Below are 20,064 nucleotides of genomic sequence, written 5' to 3'. Positions count from 1 at the left end.
CAAGCTTAACCCGGCGATGCTCACTCCTCGGCAGGGTCGAGCACATGCAGGTGAAGCCGTCTCGCGGCCTCAGCAATCGAACCGGTCAGGGAGGGATACACCGTAAACGTGGATGCAACATCATCCACGTGGAGCTTGTGGGTCACGGCGAGAGCGAGAGGGTAGATCAGTTCGGAGGCGCGCGGGGCCACGACCACCGCGCCGATGACCGTCCCGGAGCCCTGGCGGGCGAATATCTTAACGAAACCGTCGCGGATGTTCATCATTTTTGCCCGCGGGTTCGTGGCCAGGTCCAGTTTGACCACATCGGCCTGGTACTTGCCGGAGTCCACCTGAGCCTGGGTGACTCCCACGGTCGCGAGTTCCGGTGAGGTGAACACATTCGAGGCCACTCGGTGCAGCTGCAGCGGCTTCACAGCCCCGCCTTGCATATGGGCTACCGCTATCCTGCCCTGCATAGCTGCGACAGAGGCCAGTGGGAGCAGACCGGTGCAATCCCCGGCCGCGTAAATGTTCGTCGCTGTGGTGCGGGAGACGGTGTCGACTCGGATATGCCCTGATTCCGTGGTGTCCACCCCGCATTCCTCCAGCCCAAGCCCGGCGGTGTTGGGGAGCCCGCCGACCGCCATGAGGCAGTGTGACCCCTCCAGCACACGGCCGTCGTTGAGCGTGACGCTGACTCCGTTGGCTGTTCGCTCAGCAGAATTGGCCCGCGCCCGGGCGGCAACCTTGACACCGACTCGGGTGAAGGCGTCTTCCAGAACGGCGGCGGCGTCTGTGTCCTCCCCGGGCAGCACCTGGTCCCGCGAGGAGACGAGCGTGACCTCTGCGCCGAGCCTGCGGTACGCCGAAGCGAACTCAGCACCAGTGACCCCGGACCCGACGACGATCATGTGATCAGGAACTTCGGTGAGGTTATAGGCGTGGGTCCAATTCAGAATGCGCTCGCCATCAGGCTTCGCGGTGTCCAACTCCCGGGGATGGGCCCCGGTGGCAATGATGACGGCGTCGGACTCCACGAGCTGGGTTTCACCGTCAGGACCGGTGACCTCTACGTTGTGCGGCGGCACTAGGCGGCCACGGCCAGAAATTATCCGGACCCCCACCGCCTCCAGAGACCGGTGAATGTCGCGAGACTGCTGCTTTGCAAGTTTAAGTAGCCGTTCGTTGACCCTGCCGAAGTCCGCCCAGGCGGAGGTTTCATATTTGTCTTCACCGCTTTCGCCGAAACGGACACCGAATGCAGTAGACGCATTGACGCGGCGCATGGCGTCAGCTGTGGCAATGAGCGTTTTGGAGGGCACGACGTCGGTGAGGACTGCTGAGCCGCCCATACCCTTGTCCTCCACGATAGTCACTTCCACCCCAGCGTCGGCGGCCACCATGGCCGCCTCGTATCCGCCGGGGCCGCCGCCGATGATTGCCACGCGGTCAGGGGCGAAGTGCTTCATTGGTTTTGCAGGAGTCATGACCCCATTCTTGCCGACGGACAGGCATACTGTCACAGCGGTTCGTGTATATGTCGTCGGTATGGTGATCCCTTCGATACTCTTGGGAGATCAGCGACACCCCCGTCGCTCCAGAGCTGTACTGATGAGACCCCAAAGCAGGTGGACACCTCCATGACATTGGGCCTCTGGCCGCAGATGGCAGGGATTATTGAGATGATCCCCAGCCTGCCCATTCACTCATCAGTGCTCATTCCTCTGGTCGCCGGGCTCTTCCTGGCGGCGCTGATACTGAGAGCTCAACGGCTACCGAAGCAGTCTGAACAGCAGCACCGGGGTATGACGACGCGTCAGGCCAGGGCTGCGCGCAGGCGTGCGTACCGCAGCGGCCGGCTGCGGAGCGCTGGACGTGACAACAGAGGGACACAGATGAGCAGTATCGACGCCAAGGAATCCGGACGACCGAACACGCAGGCGAGCAGCCCAGGAGCCCAGCCTTTCCGCATCCACTGGGGCCGTACTATCCTGGCCGCAGTCGGCCTGGTGGCACTCCTCATCGGCATCGGGAGTGCGCTGGCTGTTCCCTTCGTCACTGCCATGACCTGGACCGTTCCCGGAGTCTCCGCAACAGTCCTGCTGGCTGCTCTGGTGAGTTTGCAGGTCACGGCCGCGCGGAGGCGTCGTGCTCAGCGCAGAGACCGCGTGGAACGAGCCATGCGTGAGGCTATGAACCCTCATCCGCAGGTGCGGCAGCAGCCCCATACCCCCGCCGCTGCAGAAGAGACAGATGCCCAGGAGCAGCCCTCAACCGCGGTTGCCGCCGACGGCCGCCGCAGTGGACCTTTCGACGCGCTCAGCGCAGATCCGGCAGGCAATGGTGGCCCTGACTCACTCGTGACTTTCGACGCCGATGGGCTCCCTGACAGCGCGGACCGGCTCTTCAGCCAGCCGGATTCACCGACTCCGATTTTCAATCAGACGCCTAGTGTCGGGCACCCGGCCTCCACCTCAGGTGAGAGCTGGGACGTGCGCACAGTTCCGGCCGCTCACTACATGGTGGCGGCCAAGGCAGAACGGCCTGCTCCGGAACCTCTGGAGGAGCAGGACCCGGTGCGCTCCAGTGATGTGAAGCTCAAACAGCCGGCGGCCAGCCCGGAGAAACCGGCCCCAAGCTCAGGTCCTCAGGAGTCCATCAACCTGGACCAGGTCCTGCAGCGCCGACGCGCCTAGCCATCCTCCGGTACTCTCACTCCATGTCGTCGCTGAACTACTCGTCCGCAGAGTCGCGGGCAGATCCTGGACAGAAGCGGGATGAGGGGGAGATTCACCAGCTCGCCTATCTCCAGTCTGAGGCCGTCCACCCCCTCATTACGGACGCGTTCCTGGGTGAAGGTCTTCCCGCTGCGGAGGTGACCATGGAGGCAGTCCAGCACCGCCCAGGCGCTGGGGCAACCGGGATATACCGGATCACCGCTCATGAGGACATTTATGTCGGGGTCACCACAGAGCGCATCAATGATCACGTGGATGGGGTCCTGCGCACAGAATCAGAGCAGGGACAGTTGGTGCTGTGGCAGCATCCCATGGATCCATCGCTGCCCGGGCTCCAGCTCGCCACCGATCCCGAGAGAGTTGTGTCCACGTGGGGAGGAGGTGCTGAACTCACCGCGCTGGAGACCATCAGTTACCGACCCCTCCGCCGTGCAGTGATCGCAGCTGACTTCGCCGACGGCCGCCGTGTCTACCTCAAAGTTCTTCGCGAAGGACATGCCGAGGACCTGGCACATCGACACCGGATGCTGTTGGATGCCCAGGTACCAGCCCCCGTCCCGATCTGCGAACCAATCCGGGATGTGATGGCCCTCGAACAGGGCAGCGGAGTTTCGCTGGCTGAGTTGTTTCTCGCCGACGGTGCCGCCGTGGTTCGTCCAGCGGACTTCATCGAGCTTCTGGACGCGATGCCGGCCGAGGTGATGGGTCTACCGGCACGCGATGCCTGGACCGACCGGCTGCCGGCGTACGCCTCAGCGGCCGTTTCCGCGCTGCCGCAGTGTGAACGCAGAATACGTCGGTTGGAAGAGGAGGTCTTGGCGGGTGTCCCCGTCACTGACCGCGGTCCGGTGGTGCCGACCCACGGAGATTTCTATGAGGCCAACCTACTGATGAACGGGTCGCAGATATCCTGCCTGCTTGATGTGGACTCGCTCGGTCCGGGGTACCGGGTGGATGACCTCGCGTGCTTTCTCGGACACCTGGCGGTGCTGCCAGCTGTAGACTCCCGCTACATCCATGCCCCTACGGCCTTCGACCGTTTCGCGCGAGCATTCGCCGCCGATGTGGACTCAGAGAGCCTCAGAATTCGTGCGGCCTCAGTAGCTCTGTCCTTGGTTTCAGGCGCACGGGATGTGCGCGGCAATGGGTGGGAGTCCAAGGCCGAGCACAGGCTGCGCTGCGCCGAGGTGCTCTTGGGCCTCACTCCGACTGCGGGAGATCTTCCTCATTGGCCAGCTGTGCTTTGAGAGCCTCGAGATCGGCCGTCAGACCTGCGGCCTCGTCGTGTCTTCCCAGAGCTGTGAGCGCCTCAGCCCGCCCCTCCAACGAGGTTGCCAGCAGGGCGTCAGAGATCTCGCGGGACTCTGCGGCCATGCGGAACAGCGTTTCTGCCTCCTGAGACTGCTTCATTTGCATCAGCACAGTCGCAGCGAATATCTCCGCATCGGCTGCAGCCTCCTCGTCTCCTGAATCGGCGAACATATCTGCCGCTTCGAGGGCCGCAGCCACAGCTTCATTTCCGCGTCCCAGTGCTGTCAGGGATCTTGCTCGGGTGTCGGTAATATCGGCGCGTTGCCAATCCGTGCCATGTTCATCGACGATGGACATAGCGCGATCGAGATAGATCAAACCCGATTCCTCTTCATGGCGGCACAATAGATGCCCCAGTGAGTGCAGGGCCTGCAGCAGCATCAGAGGGTCGGTGTCCTCGCCCTGATCGGCGAGTGCAAGACCCTGCTCATAGTGTTTTCGTGCGGCCTCCACGCGGTCCAGTGAGGCGGCAAGGGCACCAGCAGCGAGGTGTGCCCGAGCAGCCTCGTCAACCTCCTCGGCGGAGATGAACTGAGCTGCGGCTTCCTCCCAGTGAGACATGGCTTCCAGCGGCCGCTTCTGCTGGGTGACTGCGTGGCCAAGCCCCATCAGGGCTCGACCTCTTGTTGAAAAGTCGCTTTCGCCTCCGGTGAGACGCAGGGAGAGGGCTTCGAGGACTTTCTCCGCCTCGGCGTAGTCGTCCATGTCCAGGAGCTGCTGCCCCAGGGCCAGTGAGAGCATTCGGGACTCAGAGAATTCACCGAGTTCAGCCTGCTGGACCGCTACCCGCCAAGCCAGCACAGCTGTCTCAGCCTCATTGAGACTGGAAGAAATCCCTGCCAGGAGTGCCGCAGCTGAAGCTGCGCCCTTCCGAACCCCGCAGGCTGAGTAGAGCTCCACTGAGGTCATAGCGTCCGCGACGGCCTCAGTGGGCCGCTCTGCCTGATGGTGCACCGTGGCGCGGAGCATGGCCATGGCGCCCCGCACAGCGCGATTGGCGGGCGCGGAGAGGACCTGGTCCGCGGTGGCCAGCGCTGCCTCTGGGTCATCGGAGAGCAGCTGGGCATGAGCCAAGAACATGCGCGCCCCTGCCAGAGCTTGGGGCCGATCGAGAGTCTCGAGGATCTCGCAGGCTTCGGAGATGAGGTTCAGTGCCGCTTCGGGCCCTTCATCGTGGAGGCTGCGCACCGCCAACGAGGAGAGCACATCGGCACGGTGCACGCTAGGGCCGGTTCCATCGTCAAGTTCCTCTGCCATGCGCCGGAGAATTTCAGCTTCGACACGATCGGGCTCACGGAGCAGCATGGTACCGAGTTGGGCCTCGACCTCGGCCTGACGAGTGCGTCCAAGTTGGCGCAACAGTTCGATCCGCTCATTGAGGAAGGGCGCGGAGAGCGCCGACTCACCGCGCATCTCATGCACCCCGGACAGGATCCGCAGCAACATCAGTCTGTTCTCCGGGTCAGTCGCCCCGGGCGCATTCAATCCACGTTCGGCAGCTTCAGCGGCCGCGGCGTAGCGTTCCCCGTAGGCCGCTTCATAAGCCAGATCTACCCAACCGCGGGCCGTCTGCGCCTCCTCATGCACCGATGTCGGGTGCTGCAGTAAAGAGTGCAGGCGCGTGGTCAGCGGAGCCGAGCCGGGAATCTCGACAGGCAGGTCAACAGATTCGCCTCTCATCTTTCCCAGGATAAACCCGTCGCACCCTCCACGTAGAATGTCGCCCATGACTTTTCAGCGCAGGGATCCCATCATGCCTGCGCGCATGCCGTTTTCCGCAGCGCCTTTCGGGGCTTGCGCCTTGGCTCTCGGGTTGCTTCTGTCCAGCTGCTCAGACCCTCCGCAACCTGCTCCTGAACCCACCGGGGAAGACATTGAGAGGGCGTGGCACCTCGCTGTGGGCAGTGATCCTCTCGATCGCACTATTGCTCAGGTGTATGCGATGGCACTGAACTCTCACGAGGCTCCCACCATCGTGGTCGAAGAGGACGGCCAAACGGCGGTTGGTCTCGCGGCTGAGCTTGCTCATACCGGCACGGAAGAAGCCTCTGAAACTGAGGAAGCCGGTGGCGAGGACGTAGACGATCGGTACGAGATAGTGATTGCACGCACTATGCCTCTGGCGGAAACGCTGGACCCAGATGGCTACGCCGAGCTGACGGCCCCCGAACCGGAGAATGGCCTGGGCCCGGCAGCAGCACCGGAGGACCTCGTAAGACTTGTGGAAGCCCAGCTCACTGAGGCGGAGCTCTTCGAGCCGACCGCCGCTGTGCTGCGCAGCGGGGTGCACATCACCAGCGTCACCGCTGAAACATATGGCGTCGACGGTGGGGAGGACACCGACTTCGACACTCTGGCCGCGGACTGTGGGGATCTGGTTTTCGGGGTCTCGACTGAGCTCCCAGATGTTGAAGATCTCTTGGACGAAACGTATGCATGCGTCCCCGAGGACTTGCGCAGGACTGACGAAGACACACTTGTCGAACTTCTGATCACCGCCGAGATCGATGCTGCGCTGTTCACTGCGTCGCATCCAGGGGCTGCTGACCACGCATTGGTCAGTCTGGAGGACGTCAGACGAGCCCTACCCGAGGATCAGTACGCGCCCATCGTCTCTCTACGAGTGGCTGACGAGGTTCCGGCCGTGGTGGAGGAGATATCTGCGGCTCTCGACGATGAGGCACTGCTGACAATCCGCCGCCTCATCTACGGGGATGACGCTCTCGATCCTGAGGATGCTGCGACCTATTGGCTGGTTGAAGAGGGTCTTCTCGCCGAACCCGAGGACTGGGGATGAGCTGCGCCGCGTGAAATTCGCGGATTGTTGACAATGTGAGGCAGAATCTCATCATGGAGGAGTTTCAGGATTTCACCCAGGCGAATAAGTTGCGCAATGTCCGTTACGACGTGCGCGGGCCCATCGCGGTGGAGGCCGCCCGCCTTGAGCGGGCTGGACATCGCATTACCAAGCTGAACATCGGAAACATGGCGCCTTTCGGGTTCGAGGCACCGGATTCGATCATGATGGACATGATCAAGCACCTTCCGACTGCGCAGGGCTACTCTGATTCTGCGGGCATCTACTCAGCTCGGACTGCGGTGGCTCAGTACTACCAGACCAAGGGCATGCGGGACGCCCATGTGGACGACGTCTACCTCGGCAACGGGGTCTCCGAGCTCATCACCATCACCTTGCAAGCACTGATCAACCCCGGTGACGAAATTCTGATTCCAACGCCTGACTACCCTTTGTGGACAGGCCTGACCGCGCTCTACCAGGGCATTCCGGTTCACTACATCTGCGACGAAGAGAACAACTGGTGGCCGGATCCGGAGGAGATCGAGGCGAAGGTGACCGATCGCACCAAAGCACTGGTGATCATCAATCCGAACAACCCTACGGGGGCGGTGTATCCGCGGGAGATCCTTGAGGCGATGGTGGACATTTGCCGTCGGCACAATCTGATGCTGTTGGCTGACGAGATCTACGAAAAGATCACCTATGACGGCGCGGAGATGATCAATGCGGCCACACTCAGTGACGATGTCTTCACCATCACTTACTCCGGGCTTTCAAAGACCTGGCGCGTTGCAGGATACCGGTCAGGGTGGATGTATATCTCCGGACCCAAACACCGGGCCAAGAGCTACTTGGAAGGCCTGCAGCTGATGTCGAATCTGCGCATGTGTCCCAACGTTCCGGGCCAGCACGCAGTGCAGACCGCCCTTGGTGGATACCAGTCCATCGTAGAGCTCATCAACCCTGGCGGTCGGCTCTACGAGCAGCGCAGCGTAGCCTATAAGCTGCTCTCAGAAATCGAGGGCGTGGATGTCTGTCAGATGGACGGCGCCATGTACTTGTTCCCGCGTTTGGACCCGGAAATCTATCCGATAGAAAGCGACGAGGCTTTTGTGATGGAGCTGCTGCGTCAGCAGAAGATCCTCGTGTCTCATGGGCGTGCCTTCAACTGGATCGATGACCAGCATTTCCGTCTCGTGGCATTGCCCGCCGTGGAAGAGCTGGAAGAAGCCATTGACGGAATTGCTGCGTTCCTCGCTCAGTACCGCGATGCGTTCGCCAAACCCCAACCTGTGACCTCGATCACCGGCTGAAGCCCGAGGGTTATTGATGCCACCGAACTCGGAGTTTTTGGTGCATGATGAAGGGATGCAGAACTTTTCCGAGGAGTTTCTCCAGTCGCCCAAACTTGCCGAGGTCCGCTATGACGTTCGGGGGCCGATCGCGCAGGAGGCCGCACGGCTGGAACGGGCTGGGCACCGCATCACCCGACTGAACATCGGTAATCCCGCACCCTTCGGATTTGAGGCTCCGGAACAGATTCTGCAGCACATGATCAAGACGTTGCCCACCGCCCAGGGGTACTCCGACTCACAAGGTGTCTATTCTGCCCGTGTGGCTGTGGCTCAGTACTACCAGGCACGGGGGCTCCGGGAGGCCTCGCCGGATGAAGTGTGGTTGGGCAACGGGGTCTCGGAATTGATCTCGATGGTGCTCACCGCCATGATCGCACCCCAAGACGAGATTCTCATCCCTGCTCCGGACTACCCGCTATGGACCGGCGCCACTAAACTCGCCGGTGGCCACCCTGTGCACTATATGTGTGATGAGAGCAATCGGTGGTGGCCGGACCCGGAAGAGATCGAGTCTAAGGTGACGGAGCGGACGAAGGCTCTGGTCCTGATCAACCCCAATAACCCGACGGGGGCGGTGTATCCGCGGGAGATCCTTGAGGCGATGGTGGATATCTGCCGTCGGCACAATCTGATGCTCTTAGCCGATGAGATCTACGAGAAGATCACCTTCGACGGCGTGGAGATGATCAACGCGGCCACACTGAGCGATGATGTTCTCACCATCACGTTCTCCGGATTGTCCAAAACCTGGCGTGTGGCCGGGTTCAGATCCGGCTGGATCTATCTCTCCGGGCCCAAACACCGGGCCAAGAACTACATCGAAGGTCTGAACCTTCTGATGAACATGCGAATGTGCGCCAATGTTCCCGCCCAACACGCCATCCAGGCTGCTTTAGGCGGATACCAGTCCATTGAGGAGCTGATTCTGCCCAAAGGCAGACTCTACGAACAGTCCCGGACGGCACACCGCCTGCTCTCAGAGATTGAGGGGATCACGGTGGAGAAGTCAGACGGGGCCCTGTACCTCTTCCCGCGTTTGGATCCGGAGATCTATCCGATAGACGACGACGAGGCTTTCGTCATCGAGCTGCTGCGCCAAAAGAAGATCCTTTTGTCCCATGGACGCGCTTTCAACTGGGACGACACCCAGCATTTGCGCGTGGTGACGCTGCCGCACGTCGAAGATCTCGAGGTCGCGATTGCTGAGATCGCCGATTTCCTCGCAGACTATCGCGACTCAGCGGCTCGTTCCTCATAAGCTGCCGCCTCTTTCTCGTTGAGTGACTCGCGCACTTCCTGCAGCCGGGCAGAAGCTCCGTCGAGCCATCGTTCGCAGCGGTCGGCCAGAGCTTCTCCGCGCTGCCATAGGGCCAGCGACTCTTCCAGAGGGGCCCCGCCGGTTTCCAACTTGGTCACAACTTCCGCGAGTTCATCGCGCGCTTGTTCATAGGACATCTGCTCGATGTCATCTGTGCGGGCGGTGCTGAACTGATTCTCGCTCATTGGTTTTTCTCCTCTGTCGTTGTGGTGACGTCGGCGGTGAATTCCCCGGAAGCTACCTTCACGTGAACCTCGGCCCCGGGCTGGAGCTCTCCGGCGTGACGCACAATCCGCCGTTGATGGTGCACCACTGCATAGCCGCGGTCCAGGGTGGACTGTGGTGAGAGTGCAGTGACCTGGGCACGGGTCGCCAGTACCCAGTCTCGTGTCCGATCGACCGTGGTCTGAGCAGACATCAGAGCACGTCGCCGCAGCCGCAGAAGATCCTCCGCGCGCACCTGGATCATGGCCTCCGGGTGGGCGAGCACGGGCCGCGACCGCACCGCTTGGAGCCATTCGGTCTCACCGGAGAGCATTCGCTCCAGTCCCTGGGACATCCTGGTGCGGGCGAGCCCGATGTTTTCGCGTTCCAGAGCCTCCTCAGGTACCAGGAGTTTCGCAGAACCGGTCGGCGTCGAGGCACGTACGTCGGCGACCTCATCCAACAGGGGCCGGTCCGCTTCATGGCCAATAGCTGAGACGACCGGTGTTTGAGCGGCTGCGACTGCGCGAACCAACCGTTCATCTGAGAAGGGCAAAATGACCTCTTCCAGTGCACCTCCGCCCCGGGCGATCACAATCACGTCAACATGCTCCAGGGCGTCCAGCTGCTCCAGGGCAGCTGCCACTTCAATCGGAGCCATCGGTCCCTGAGTGGCGACCTCTCTGATCTCAAACTGCGCGGCAGCCCATCGAGCGCTGACATTGCGCAGAATATCTTTCTTGGCATCAGAGTTTCGGCCAGTGATCAGACCGATGCTCCGCGGCAGCACCGGCAACGGCTTCTTCAGGGCGGGACTGAACAGGCCTTCTGCGGCCAGTTGCTGCTTCATACGCTCGATCCGGGCCAGCAGGTCTCCAAGCCCCACCGGTTCCATTCGCTGCGTCACCAGGGAGAGTCGCCCGGACTTCTCCCACAGTGAGGGCTTGACCAGTGCAACCACGCGGGAGCCGGGCTCTAGTCCTTTGCCTGCCAGGCCGCTTGCCACGTTTCGCCAGGCGACGGCTTGGAAAGAGACTTCCTGCTCCAAATCCCGAAGTGTCATCCAGGCCGTACCGTTGCGCACGTTGAACTCGACCAGTTGGCCTTCGACCCAGGTCGGGTTGACCCGGTCGATATGAGCCCTGAGCTTCCCTGAGAAGTGGCTCAGCGGCCACGGCGTGTCTTCGCTGGTCTCTTGGGAACTCGTAGGCAGCGCGGCCAGCGGGGGTCGGTCTTTGGCAGTTGGCTCCTGATAATTCATACTGCATACAGACTAGCCCGACTCACGGAGGCCAACATGGCCCACGACCGCTCAGGAGCTTCATGCGCCACCTGCTCAGCGTGCTGTGCCTGCTGCTGGCGGGAATGTTGTCCGTCGGAAGCCTCGCTGGTTACCAGCTTGATCAGCTGTTGCGCAGTGCCGAACCTGTTCGTGACATCGCTGGATCCCTGCCTCAGGAGGAGGATTTCGCAGAGGCTGTGACGGATATCATCATGGAGGATCTCACGGGTCGATTGCCCGACCAGTTGCAGTGGGCTGTGCCGGGTGGCGCCGATGAACTGCTCGCGCCGGTCGTAGCCGCGGCCTTTGACAATGAGCGAACCCTCGACGCCTGGGACGAGGTCCTCCAGGACACCCGCATCGGTTACACCGCGCAGCTGGAGGATATTTTCGCCGAGGGAACCTCCGGAGAGGTCCGCGAGCTCGATATTGAGCTGGACCTGACACCGGTTTCTGAGGCGATGACCCAGCCGATGCGTGAAGGTCTTGAGGACGCCTTCAGCTGGGTCCCTGGCCTCGATCCCGGCAGCTTCGACATCATCGCCCCCGAGATTACGGTCGACATCGAGGCCGCGACCGAGAACACTGCCGATCCATATTCGTGGGCTACCGTCGCAACAGCCAGCCAGTACTGGCTCTTCTTCGCGGGAGGAGCAGCGGGACTGATTCTGCTCGGAGTGCTGATCGGACACGGTCGAGGTCGGTGGTTCGCGCTGGCTGCAGGTGCGCTGGTGGCGGCCACGCTCGGCTTATGGATCGCGATGACCGCTGCCGCGCCAGAGTTCCAGCACCCCGCTGGGGTGCCGGAGGCGGCCGGCACAATCCTCGACCACATTCAGGTTCAGTACACGCAGTGGGCGCAGCCGGCTTGGTGGATGTTCAGCGCCGTCAGCGGCATTGCCGGCCTTGCCGCAATGATCGGCGGACTGCTGAGTCCGTCTCGTCGCCGTTAAGGTCGCGCCGGTACACTTGCGATCATGACAACGACGACGCCGGAAGCCCCGACGACGCCCCGCAAGCACATCTCGGTGCCCACTCCCACGGTGCCGCGCAAGCGTCGCAGTCCTGAGGAGATTGCCGCTGAGCAGACGTTCGAGGGGTCTAAACGCATCCTCCTGGCGGCTCCGCGAGGATACTGTGCAGGAGTCGACAGAGCGGTGATCGCGGTAGAGAAGGCCCTGGAGCAGTATGGCGCTCCGGTCTATGTTCGCAAGGAAATCGTGCATAACCGGCATGTGGTGGACACGCTCACCGAAAAAGGCGTCATCTTCGTTGAAGAGACCGACGATGTACCCGAGGGTGAGCTGCTTGTTTTCTCCGCCCATGGAGTTTCACCCGCGGTCAAAGAGGCAGCCTCCCAGCGTGGCCTGCAGACCATCGATGCCACCTGCCCACTGGTGACCAAGGTGCACCGCGAGGCCGTTCGATTCACCACCAAAGACAACTACCACATCATCCTCATCGGCCATGACGGGCACGAAGAGGTCGAAGGAACGTTTGGTCATGCCCCGGACAGCACCACCATTGTCAACGGTCCGTGGGAAGTCGACGACATCGAGGTTCCTGATCCGGACAACCTCATCTGGCTCTCTCAGACCACACTTTCGGTGGACGAGACAATGGAGACGGTCCAGAAGCTCCGCGAAAGGTTCCCGAACCTCCAGGATCCTCCTTCGGATGACATCTGCTACGCCACATCTAACCGTCAGGCTGCGATCAAGAAGATCGCCCCGGAGTCGGACCTGATGATTGTGGTGGGCTCGGCCAACTCCTCCAACTCAGTGCGGTTGAAGGAGGTGGCTCTGGAGTGCGGAGCGCGGCGTTCGGAGCGGGTCGACTTCGCCAACCAGATTGACGAGTCATGGTTCGCGGAGGCTCAGACTGTAGGGGTCACCTCCGGGGCTTCAGTGCCTGAGGTGCTTGTCGACGACGTGCTGCGCCTGCTGGCGGAATACGGCTACGGCGAGCCGGAAGAGGTTGTGACCGCGGAAGAGGACATTGTCTTCTCACTGCCCAAGGAGATCCGTAAGGCTCTCCAAGAGGCTGGCCACGATGACGTGGGTCGCGGCGGGCGCAGGCGCAGTGCCTGTTCCACCAACTGAGGACCAGCCACTGAGCACTCTTCCGCCAGCCGTTCGCGCTCCCGGGGAGCGCCTGCCATGAGCGTGCCTGCAGGAGGCTGACGCCGCTTTCGCAGCGCTGGTCTACGATGACACGGTGGACATTCTCGGCACTCTTGCGATTATCGTTGCCGCAGTCCTGATCGGTACCATTCTTCAACGGCTTTCCGGCACCGGGGTCGGCCTCGTGGTAGCTCCGGTGCTGTCTCTTCTTTTGGGTCCTGCCTTCGGTGTTCTCGTCACCAACATGACCACCGTGGTGTCCGGGTTTCTCATTATGCTCAGCGTGTGGGCTGCCATTGACTGGCGAAAGTTCTGGCTGATCATCCCAGCTGCCGTGATAGGGGCGTGGCCGGGTGCCTGGCTGGTGGGAGTGCTCTCCGCCGGTTGGCTCTCGATCATCCTCGGCTCGATCGTGGTGGCTGCCCTACTGGTGACCTTCACATTGGGTCGACTCCCAGAGTGGGGAGGTCGGGTACCTGCTGTGGCTGCAGGGCTCATTGGGGGGTTCTTCAACACCACGAGTGGAGTGGCGGCCCCGGTGATGGTGATTTATTCGCGACTCTCGCGGTGGGACCAGGTGAGCTTCGCAGCAACTCTGCAACCAATCTTCATGACGATGGGCGCCGCTTCCGTCGTATCGAAACTCGCGTTGGGGTCTGTCGCTACCGACGGAGATGTGGGGGTCCCATTCGGTTGGCTGTTGACAGGGATCCTGACCACTGTGGTGATCGGCATATTGATCGCATCCCGCCTGGCAAAGGTTGTCTCAGTTGCGTTCGCCCGAAGGTTGGCGTTGACGCTGGCCGGGCTCGGCGGAGTCGGAGCGATTGTCCGCGGTGTCGTTGATGTCCTCTGAAGGACTTCAGCCGGGTTCGCCTCCTTACCGCCGGCTGCTCGTGGCCTTATTCTTTGTCGGGGTGGCGACCTTCGCTCAGCTCTACTCGCCCCAGGGGTTGCTTCCGCTGATTGCGGAGGACCAGGAGGTGAGTGCGGATCAGGCAGCCCTTATGGTCTCGATGGCAACCCTGGGATTGGCCTTGGGGGTCATTCCCTGGTCCTACATCGGCGATGCATATGGTCGAAAGAAAGCCATGGTGTGGGCAGTGACGCTGGCCTGCGTATTCTCAGTGCTGACTGTCATCATGCCCACGTTCGCTCTGGCGCTGACGATGCGCTTCGTGGAAGGGGTCATGCTCGGGGGCGTCCCCGCCCTGGCGGTCGCGTACCTCAGTGAGGAGGTGAGCCCCCGAGTTGCAGCTGTAGCTGCGGGGACCTACATTTCCGGTACCACAGCGGGTGGCTTATCGGGTCGGCTTCTCGCAGCGCCGGTCGGAGAGCAACTCGGCTGGAAGCCTGGGATGCTTACGGTCACCGGATTGGCGGTGGCCTGCGTAGCCGTCTTTGTCCTCACTGCTCCCCGCGCACGGAACTTCACGCCGCGTCGAAGCAACCCCAGACAGGCTGCAGGTCAGTTGGTTGGAAATATGCGATCTCCGGGACTGCGGGTCATCTACCTTCAGGGCTTTCTGACAATGGGCGGGTTCGTGGCGATGTACAACTTCATGGCGTTCCACTTGGCGGAACCGCCTTTCGGGCTGCCGGTGGGAGTAATCAGTCTGATCTTCCTCGCCTATGTGGCCGGTACGTTCTCCTCACCTCGGGCCGGAGCCCTTGCCGCCCGAGTTGGCCGCAAACCTGTGCTCATCGGAGGCAATGTGCTGATGCTCTCCGGCGTCGTGCTGACCCTTGTGCCTAATGTGTGGGTGCTCATCGTGGGGATGGTGGTGATGACCAGCGGGTTCTTCGCCTCACATGCGGTGGCCTCAGGGTGGTCCGGTGCATTGGCGGTCGCGGGGCGGTCGCAGTCCGCGTCGCTGTACAACGTGGGATATTACGGAGGCTCGTCCCTTTTCGGCTACGTGGGCGGGATCTTTCTCGCAGCTGCGGGATGGGCGGGCACTGTGGGAATGGTCATTGCACTGACGGTGCTTGCGACGGTCCTTGTCACAGCGGTTTTGCCGCGGGACAGCTCAGGGTAAGGTGCCTACTGTCCCCTGTGATCCACAACATATGTGCAAGGAGCCGACGCTCATGACGCCTCCCCGTTCCCGAGTCACCGGGGCCCATTTGCAGCAGTATGATCCCAACGAACAGTCGGGGCGTGAACAGTCTGAGCTCTCGGCAGGTCACCAGGCTGAAGGGTTTGCTAAACCCACCTTGCTCCGCCGTCTGATCGGCCTCTTCGGTGGGGTCCTAGGTGCGGTTCTCGTCTACTTCATCATGCCGGCGGACATCGAGATGTGGCCTCGACTGACGGCCGCCACGGCTGTTCTCATGGCGGTCTGGTGGATGACGGAGGCCATTCCCATTCCCGCCACGGCGCTGATCCCACTCATCGTTTTCCCCATCTTGGTGCCTGAAGGAGAGATGGGATCGGGGGATGAGCCCGCCGGGGGAGTGTCCTTTGACGATGTGGGGGCCTCATACGGCAACAACATTATCTTTATCTTCATGGGCGGCTTCATGCTGGCCCTGGCGATGCAGCGGTGGAATCTGCACCGGCGTATTGCTCTGGTGACCCTCCGATTCATGGGGTCGAAGCCGACGTCGCTCATTGCCGGATTCATGATCGCCACGGGTTTTCTTTCTATGTGGGTCTCAAACACAGCCACTGCGGTGATGATGCTTCCGATCGGCATCTCGGTGCTGATGTTGGTACGCAAGATCTTGGCCGGGGAGGACCCGGAGTCTGTGGGGGATCCCGGCGAGGAGGACGAGGAAACCCAGCAGTCGGTCATCAAATCAAACTTCGGCACAGCCCTCATGCTGGGCATCGCATACGCTGCCTCGGTGGGTTCGTTGGGCACGATCATCGGGACTCCGCCGAACACACTGCTTGCCGGCCATATGCGTGAATATCACGATATGCCCATCACGTTCGGGCACTGGATGCTGGTGGGTGTCCCAATGTCGATCGTCATGATGGTCATCACCTGGTTCTTGCTGACCAAGGTGATCTTCCGCCCGGAGATGGACAATATTCCAGGTGGCGGTGATTTGATTCGCAATGAGCTGAGCAAGCTCGGCTCGATGAGCCAAGGCGAGATCCGAACCCTGTTGATCTTCATTTTGGCTGCGTTGTCTTGGGTCTCGATTCCTCTGGGCACTGATGCGCTTATCGCGTTTGGTGTGCTGGAGGAGGAGACAGAGCCATTTATCGATGATGCCGGCATTGCCATGTGCATCGCGCTGCTGCTTTTCTTGCTGCCAGCCGGGGGCGATGCGAAGAAGGGCGTCCGGCTTCTGGACTGGGATTACGCAGTGAAGCTCCCCTGGGGAGTCTTGCTGCTCTTCGGCGGCGGCTTGGCGCTTTCTGGTCAGTTCGGCGACTCGGGTCTCTCCGAGTGGCTCGGCGGGCAGGTCGAAGGCCTTGCCGGCATTCCAGTGTGGGTGTTGGTGGGAGTCACGGCGCTGGGCATCCTCATTCTGACTGAGATGACGTCCAATACTGCTACCGCGGCGACTTTCCTTCCGGTGGCCTCGGGTGTGGCCATGGGCACCGGCGTGGATCCACTGGTGCTGGCCGCGCCGGTGGCTCTGGCGGCGACGTGTGCGTTCATGCTGCCGGTTGCTACGCCGCCGAACGCTATCGCCTACGGCTCGGGTTATGTGACCATCGGTCAGATGATCAAGGGCGGGTTTCTGCTCAACCTCATTGGCGTGGTGGTCATCACGATTGTCTCAATGACTCTGCTGGTGTGGGTCTTTGGACTCACGTTGTAACTGGGCCCTCATTGGACAGACGTGGGCCGAGCGGGTTGACGTCGGCATTGACTCGGTCGGCCCTAAGGGTTTCGCCTAGGTCTTCCAGGCCCCCCGCAGCCGGTTCGCCGACCTCGAGGCGACCCAGCGCCTCGGCCTGGGGGAGAACCCGGCGCTCAATGCTGCCGATCAGCTTGTTGTAGGAAACCACGGCCTGGGCGAGGCGTGTCCCTGTATCGGTGAGGTGTCCACTCATAGTGGCGAGACGCTTGTACAGCTCCCGCGAATTGTTCACCACTTCGGTGATATTGGCTGCCAGTCGCTCTTGCCGCCAGGCAGTCTCGACGGCTTTGAGCGCTGCAAGGAGCGAAGCGGGTGAGACGAGGGTGACACCTTTTGCCAGAGAACCGTCCAGCAGTCCCGGGTCGGCGTGGAGGGCAGCTGACAGAAGTGACTCTGCTGGCAGGAAGCAGAATACGACGTCGGGAGACAGTTCCACTGCTTCCCAGTAGCGTTTCTTGGAGAGTTCATCCACTCTGGCGCGCAGTGCCTTGGCCTGCAGCGTGGAATCTTGGGCGTGCAGGGGAGCCTTGGCATCGATGACCAGGTGCCGCCCACCGGGTAGTTTGACGACCATATCCGGCCGCAGGACTTCTCCGGCGGTGCCGGTACCGGTGTGCTGCTCCGTGAAATCGACGTGGGGCAGCATGCCGGCGGCTTCGACTACCCGACGCAGCTGGACCTCCCCCCAGTAGCCCCGCGCTGACGTGGAGTGCAGGGAACCAAGCAGCGCCTGAGTAGATTCGATGATGGTGGCATCAGACTGGGCAGCGTTCTTCAACTGGAGGCTGAGTTGGGAGTGTTGTGCGGCGCGCTCACGTTCGAGCTCTTGCATGCGCCGCTGGACTTCCGTGACACCTTGCCGGACGGGGTGCAGCATCTCGAGGAGCGATTCACGTTCCTGTGCGGTGTCCTGATCCTCGCCGCGGCGGCGTTCGATCTCTTCCAGCCTGCCCCGGGCGACGGCCAGGGACTGTTGTGATTCAGTGAGTGCAGCGGTCGCGGCGTCATATTGCCGGCGTGTAAGAACCCAGCAGATTGCGGCGCCGAGTGCCCCACCCACTAGAAGCCCTAGGAAAATCATTGGCCAATCCATGACTCCACTCTGCCACCAGGTACGGAGATGGGGCGGATCCGCCGCGTGCTGCGGCCAGATGGATCTGGTTGGATGGGTCCAACCTGCTACTGAAGATGAGGATGCCACTGATGCCCGCGAATTCTGAACCGTTGAACGTGAATTTATCCGGAGTGCCGGGACCCGATACCAGCGGAAATCCTCTTGCCGTCGATCCGAGGAGTTTGTGGCGGGTTAGGCAGTTCGACTCACCTCTGGACTTGTCGGCTGTGCCGACACGGCGTCGTGCGGGATTCGACGCTGGGAAGAAAGCTGGCAAAGAGGCGCTCATGGAACGCGGTGAGCTGCTGGCGGATCTGCAGGAGCTGCTCTGGGCTCATGAGTTTGCCGCGCCTGAGGCGGAGCGGGAGGCGGTGGTGCAGGGGATCGCTGCACGAGCCCCGGAGAGTGCCCAGGATGCGACCCGTCGAAAGGAGCTTTTCGGCCCTAGAGTGCAGAAGCTGTTTGATGAGCTTGAACCTGGTCCACGCGTTCTGCTGGTGCTCCAAGGGATGGACGCTTCGGGCAAGGGCGGCATGGTGAAGTCGGTAGTGAGCATGATGGACCCGCTGGGCGTAGAGGTGACGGCGTTCGGCAAGCCCACCGAGCAGGAGCGCCAGGAACATTTCCTGGAGCGAATTATCCGTCGGCTTCCGAGACCTGGGCATGTGGGTGTATTCGATCGCTCGCATTACGAGGATGTGCTGGTCCCGGCGGTGACGGGGACGCATGACGCTGATGAGTTGGCCGAGCGGGTGGAGACGCTGCAGCATTTTGAAAGTGAACTGGTTCGCCACGGGTTCGTGATCGTGAAGGTGATGCTCCACGTGTCAGCAGCGGAACAGTTGGATCGGTTGGTCGCCCGCCTGGACAGGATTCATAAACACTGGAAATACGACCCTTCCGATGCGGATGCACGTGCTGAGTTCGGAAGGTTTCAGACTGTCTATGCGAGCCTTTTGGAGGCCACTGATGCGGTCTACGCTCCGTGGCATGTGGTGGGCGCGGATCGGAAGTGGTACGCCCGGTTAGTGGTGCAGGAGGTCCTCATTACTGCGCTTGCTGACCTCAATCTGCGCTGGCCGGCTGCGGACTATGACATTGAGACTGAGCGACGTCGCCTGATGGAGAGTTGACAGCGTGAGTAGCGAACCTTCAGACCCCGCGTCCGAACGGGTCGACGCCGCTGAGGCTCTTGCCGACCGTTTGGACCGCCCGATGGGTTTCTTGGGGGTCTTATTCCTCTTCGTATTTCTTGGACAACTTCTGGTCTCCGAGCCGGGATGGTCTCAAATCCTCGGCGTGACAGGGTGGGTGTTTTGGTTACTCTTTGTGGCTGAGTTCATTCTTCGTGCCTATGTCGCAGAGTTCAGTTCAGACTTCTGGCGGCGAAACTGGTGGCAGGTCGTTTTCCTTCTGATCCCCTTCCTGCGGTTTGTTCGGGCATTGCAGGCAGTTCGGGCTTTGCGAGTGGCCCGTGTGGCTCGTGTGGGCGGAATTGTCTCTGCCGGTGTGCGTGGGTCCCGCTCTGCAGGGCGCTTGCTCTCGAGCAGGATTGGTTGGTTGGCTGCTGTGACGGTGGTCGTAGTTTTGGCTTCCAGCCAGTTGCTATACGCATTCGAGTCTCAGACTGATTACACGACGGCATTGTTTGAGGCCGCGCTGGCGACGATTACCGGTACCGGCATCACAACAGAGGACCCATTCTCTCAGGTGATGAAGTTGGTGTTGGCTGTCTATTCGGTCGCGGTGTTTGCCACTCTCGCCGGCTCATTGGGCGCCTTTTTCCTCCGAGATGAGCATCGGCCGACGTAGCCAGACAGGACGCCAGTCCTCCGGGCTCGTGTATGCAGGTGGTGGCTAGTGTTTGATGGGTATTGAGGCCCATATCATGGTCGCTCTCACCTGGGCAGTCTCTGCTGGGGCAGGCGTGGGTCGCTTCTGGGTGGAGTGTTGATGGTGTCTGGCTGGCGGTGGTCTATGCCGTGGTGGGGACTGTGCATGTTTTCCCCTAG

At 61.5% G+C, this 20,064-nt stretch carries 17 protein-coding genes; 12 read left to right on the top strand and 5 right to left on the bottom strand.

Going from position 1 to position 20,064, the window contains the following annotated elements; translation table 11 throughout:
* Positions 1-20: 20 nt before the first annotated feature.
* The gene (locus FH975_RS04010; RefSeq protein WP_235928435.1) at positions 21-1,469 is read right to left on the bottom strand and encodes an NAD(P)H-quinone dehydrogenase; all 1,449 of its coding nucleotides are present in this window, start codon (positions 1,467-1,469) and stop codon (positions 21-23) included.
* A 153-nt stretch (positions 1,470-1,622) separates the two neighbouring features.
* Here FH975_RS04010 and FH975_RS04005 point away from each other — a divergent pair, with 153 nt between their 5' ends.
* Together FH975_RS04005 and FH975_RS04000 are read left to right on the top strand one after the other, a co-directional pair.
* Complete coding sequence (locus tag FH975_RS04005) at positions 1,623-2,678, top strand: hypothetical protein (RefSeq protein ID WP_162320178.1); 1,056 nt, start codon at positions 1,623-1,625, stop codon at positions 2,676-2,678.
* A 23-nt stretch (positions 2,679-2,701) separates the two neighbouring features.
* Complete coding sequence (locus FH975_RS04000) at positions 2,702-3,967, top strand: phosphotransferase (RefSeq protein ID WP_162320177.1); 1,266 nt, start codon at positions 2,702-2,704, stop codon at positions 3,965-3,967.
* Here the strand turns inward: FH975_RS04000 and FH975_RS03995 are convergent.
* The gene (locus FH975_RS03995) at positions 3,921-5,711 is read right to left on the bottom strand and encodes a tetratricopeptide repeat protein (protein WP_162320176.1); all 1,791 of its coding nucleotides are present in this window, start codon (positions 5,709-5,711) and stop codon (positions 3,921-3,923) included. The genes FH975_RS04000 and FH975_RS03995 overlap by 47 nt on opposite strands.
* 46 nt (positions 5,712-5,757) lie before the next feature.
* On the opposite strand from FH975_RS03995, the gene FH975_RS03990 reads away from it, so the two are divergent.
* The 3 genes from FH975_RS03990 to FH975_RS03980 are packed head-to-tail and all read left to right on the top strand — an operon-like array spanning position 5,758 to position 9,444.
* Positions 5,758-6,828: a glycine betaine ABC transporter substrate-binding protein gene (locus FH975_RS03990; RefSeq protein WP_162320175.1), complete on the top strand. Its 1,071-nt coding sequence runs from the start codon at positions 5,758-5,760 to the stop codon at positions 6,826-6,828.
* A 53-nt stretch (positions 6,829-6,881) separates the two neighbouring features.
* Positions 6,882-8,144: a pyridoxal phosphate-dependent aminotransferase gene (locus FH975_RS03985; RefSeq protein WP_162320174.1), complete on the top strand. Its 1,263-nt coding sequence runs from the start codon at positions 6,882-6,884 to the stop codon at positions 8,142-8,144.
* 55 nt (positions 8,145-8,199) lie between these two features.
* Positions 8,200-9,444: a pyridoxal phosphate-dependent aminotransferase gene (locus tag FH975_RS03980; protein ID WP_162320600.1), complete on the top strand. Its 1,245-nt coding sequence runs from the start codon at positions 8,200-8,202 to the stop codon at positions 9,442-9,444.
* Here FH975_RS03980 and FH975_RS03975 read toward each other — a convergent pair.
* On the bottom strand, positions 9,414-9,689 hold the full coding sequence (locus tag FH975_RS03975) for an exodeoxyribonuclease VII small subunit (RefSeq protein WP_162320173.1): 276 nt from the start codon (positions 9,687-9,689) through the stop codon (positions 9,414-9,416). The two genes, FH975_RS03980 and FH975_RS03975, sit on opposite strands and share 31 nt — an antisense overlap.
* Entirely contained in the window at positions 9,686-10,969 is a 1,284-nt protein-coding gene (xseA, locus tag FH975_RS03970) for an exodeoxyribonuclease VII large subunit (RefSeq protein WP_162320172.1), read from the bottom strand. The genes FH975_RS03975 and xseA overlap by 4 nt, the downstream gene beginning before the upstream one ends.
* Positions 10,970-11,031: 62 nt before the next feature.
* Between xseA and FH975_RS03965 the strand changes: the two genes are divergently transcribed.
* The 5 genes from FH975_RS03965 to FH975_RS03945 all read left to right on the top strand — a co-directional run bounded on the left by FH975_RS03965 (position 11,032) and on the right by FH975_RS03945 (position 16,896).
* Positions 11,032-11,943, top strand: a complete 912-nt coding sequence (locus FH975_RS03965) for a hypothetical protein (RefSeq protein ID WP_162320171.1) — start codon at positions 11,032-11,034, stop codon at positions 11,941-11,943.
* 24 nt (positions 11,944-11,967) lie between these two features.
* On the top strand, positions 11,968-13,092 hold the full coding sequence (locus FH975_RS03960) for a 4-hydroxy-3-methylbut-2-enyl diphosphate reductase (RefSeq protein ID WP_162320170.1): 1,125 nt from the start codon (positions 11,968-11,970) through the stop codon (positions 13,090-13,092).
* 115 nt (positions 13,093-13,207) lie between these two features.
* Positions 13,208-13,969, top strand: a complete 762-nt coding sequence (locus FH975_RS03955) for a sulfite exporter TauE/SafE family protein (protein ID WP_328821769.1) — start codon at positions 13,208-13,210, stop codon at positions 13,967-13,969.
* Positions 13,959-15,152, top strand: coding sequence for an MFS transporter (locus tag FH975_RS03950; protein WP_162320169.1), 1,194 nt, complete (start codon positions 13,959-13,961; stop codon positions 15,150-15,152). The genes FH975_RS03955 and FH975_RS03950 overlap by 11 nt, the downstream gene beginning before the upstream one ends.
* A gap of 52 nt (positions 15,153-15,204) precedes the next feature.
* Positions 15,205-16,896, top strand: coding sequence for an SLC13 family permease (locus FH975_RS03945; protein WP_162320168.1), 1,692 nt, complete (start codon positions 15,205-15,207; stop codon positions 16,894-16,896).
* Here FH975_RS03945 and FH975_RS03940 read toward each other — a convergent pair.
* Entirely contained in the window at positions 16,886-18,031 is a 1,146-nt protein-coding gene (locus FH975_RS03940) for a DNA recombination protein RmuC (protein ID WP_162320167.1), read from the bottom strand. The two genes, FH975_RS03945 and FH975_RS03940, sit on opposite strands and share 11 nt — an antisense overlap.
* A gap of 110 nt (positions 18,032-18,141) precedes the next feature.
* Between FH975_RS03940 and FH975_RS03935 the strand changes: the two genes are divergently transcribed.
* Together FH975_RS03935 and FH975_RS03930 are read left to right on the top strand one after the other, a co-directional pair.
* On the top strand, positions 18,142-19,185 hold the full coding sequence (locus FH975_RS03935) for a PPK2 family polyphosphate kinase (RefSeq protein WP_235928433.1): 1,044 nt from the start codon (positions 18,142-18,144) through the stop codon (positions 19,183-19,185).
* Between the two features lie 4 nt (positions 19,186-19,189).
* Positions 19,190-19,864 carry a hypothetical protein gene (locus FH975_RS03930; RefSeq protein ID WP_328821768.1) on the top strand — a complete coding sequence of 225 codons (675 nt, stop codon included), beginning with the start codon at positions 19,190-19,192 and terminating at the stop codon, positions 19,862-19,864.
* Positions 19,865-20,064: the final 200 nt, after the last annotated feature.

It is taken from the genome of Nesterenkonia haasae, assembly GCF_010119385.1.
GTDB classification, from domain to species: Bacteria; Actinomycetota; Actinomycetes; order Actinomycetales; family Micrococcaceae; genus Nesterenkonia; species Nesterenkonia haasae.
Note: the sequence above shows the minus strand (reverse complement) of the source record. Positions and strands in the feature narration are given on the sequence as shown.

Coding starts and splice junctions, on each gene's coding strand:
- FH975_RS03950 (WP_162320169.1), top strand. CDS start 13,959: ATGTCCTCTGAAGGACTTCAGCCGGGTTCGCCTCCTTACCGCCGGCTG.
- FH975_RS03995 (WP_162320176.1), bottom strand. CDS start 5,711: ATGAGAGGCGAATCTGTTGACCTGCCTGTCGAGATTCCCGGCTCGGCT.
- FH975_RS03975 (WP_162320173.1), bottom strand. CDS start 9,689: ATGAGCGAGAATCAGTTCAGCACCGCCCGCACAGATGACATCGAGCAG.
- FH975_RS03965 (WP_162320171.1), top strand. CDS start 11,032: ATGCGCCACCTGCTCAGCGTGCTGTGCCTGCTGCTGGCGGGAATGTTG.
- FH975_RS03935 (WP_235928433.1), top strand. CDS start 18,142: ATGCCCGCGAATTCTGAACCGTTGAACGTGAATTTATCCGGAGTGCCG.
- FH975_RS04010 (WP_235928435.1), bottom strand. CDS start 1,469: ATGACTCCTGCAAAACCAATGAAGCACTTCGCCCCTGACCGCGTGGCA.
- FH975_RS03940 (WP_162320167.1), bottom strand. CDS start 18,031: ATGGATTGGCCAATGATTTTCCTAGGGCTTCTAGTGGGTGGGGCACTC.
- FH975_RS04005 (WP_162320178.1), top strand. CDS start 1,623: ATGACATTGGGCCTCTGGCCGCAGATGGCAGGGATTATTGAGATGATC.
- FH975_RS03945 (WP_162320168.1), top strand. CDS start 15,205: ATGACGCCTCCCCGTTCCCGAGTCACCGGGGCCCATTTGCAGCAGTAT.
- xseA (WP_162320172.1), bottom strand. CDS start 10,969: ATGAATTATCAGGAGCCAACTGCCAAAGACCGACCCCCGCTGGCCGCG.
- FH975_RS03980 (WP_162320600.1), top strand. CDS start 8,200: ATGCAGAACTTTTCCGAGGAGTTTCTCCAGTCGCCCAAACTTGCCGAG.
- FH975_RS03960 (WP_162320170.1), top strand. CDS start 11,968: ATGACAACGACGACGCCGGAAGCCCCGACGACGCCCCGCAAGCACATC.
- FH975_RS03990 (WP_162320175.1), top strand. CDS start 5,758: ATGACTTTTCAGCGCAGGGATCCCATCATGCCTGCGCGCATGCCGTTT.
- FH975_RS04000 (WP_162320177.1), top strand. CDS start 2,702: ATGTCGTCGCTGAACTACTCGTCCGCAGAGTCGCGGGCAGATCCTGGA.
- FH975_RS03985 (WP_162320174.1), top strand. CDS start 6,882: ATGGAGGAGTTTCAGGATTTCACCCAGGCGAATAAGTTGCGCAATGTC.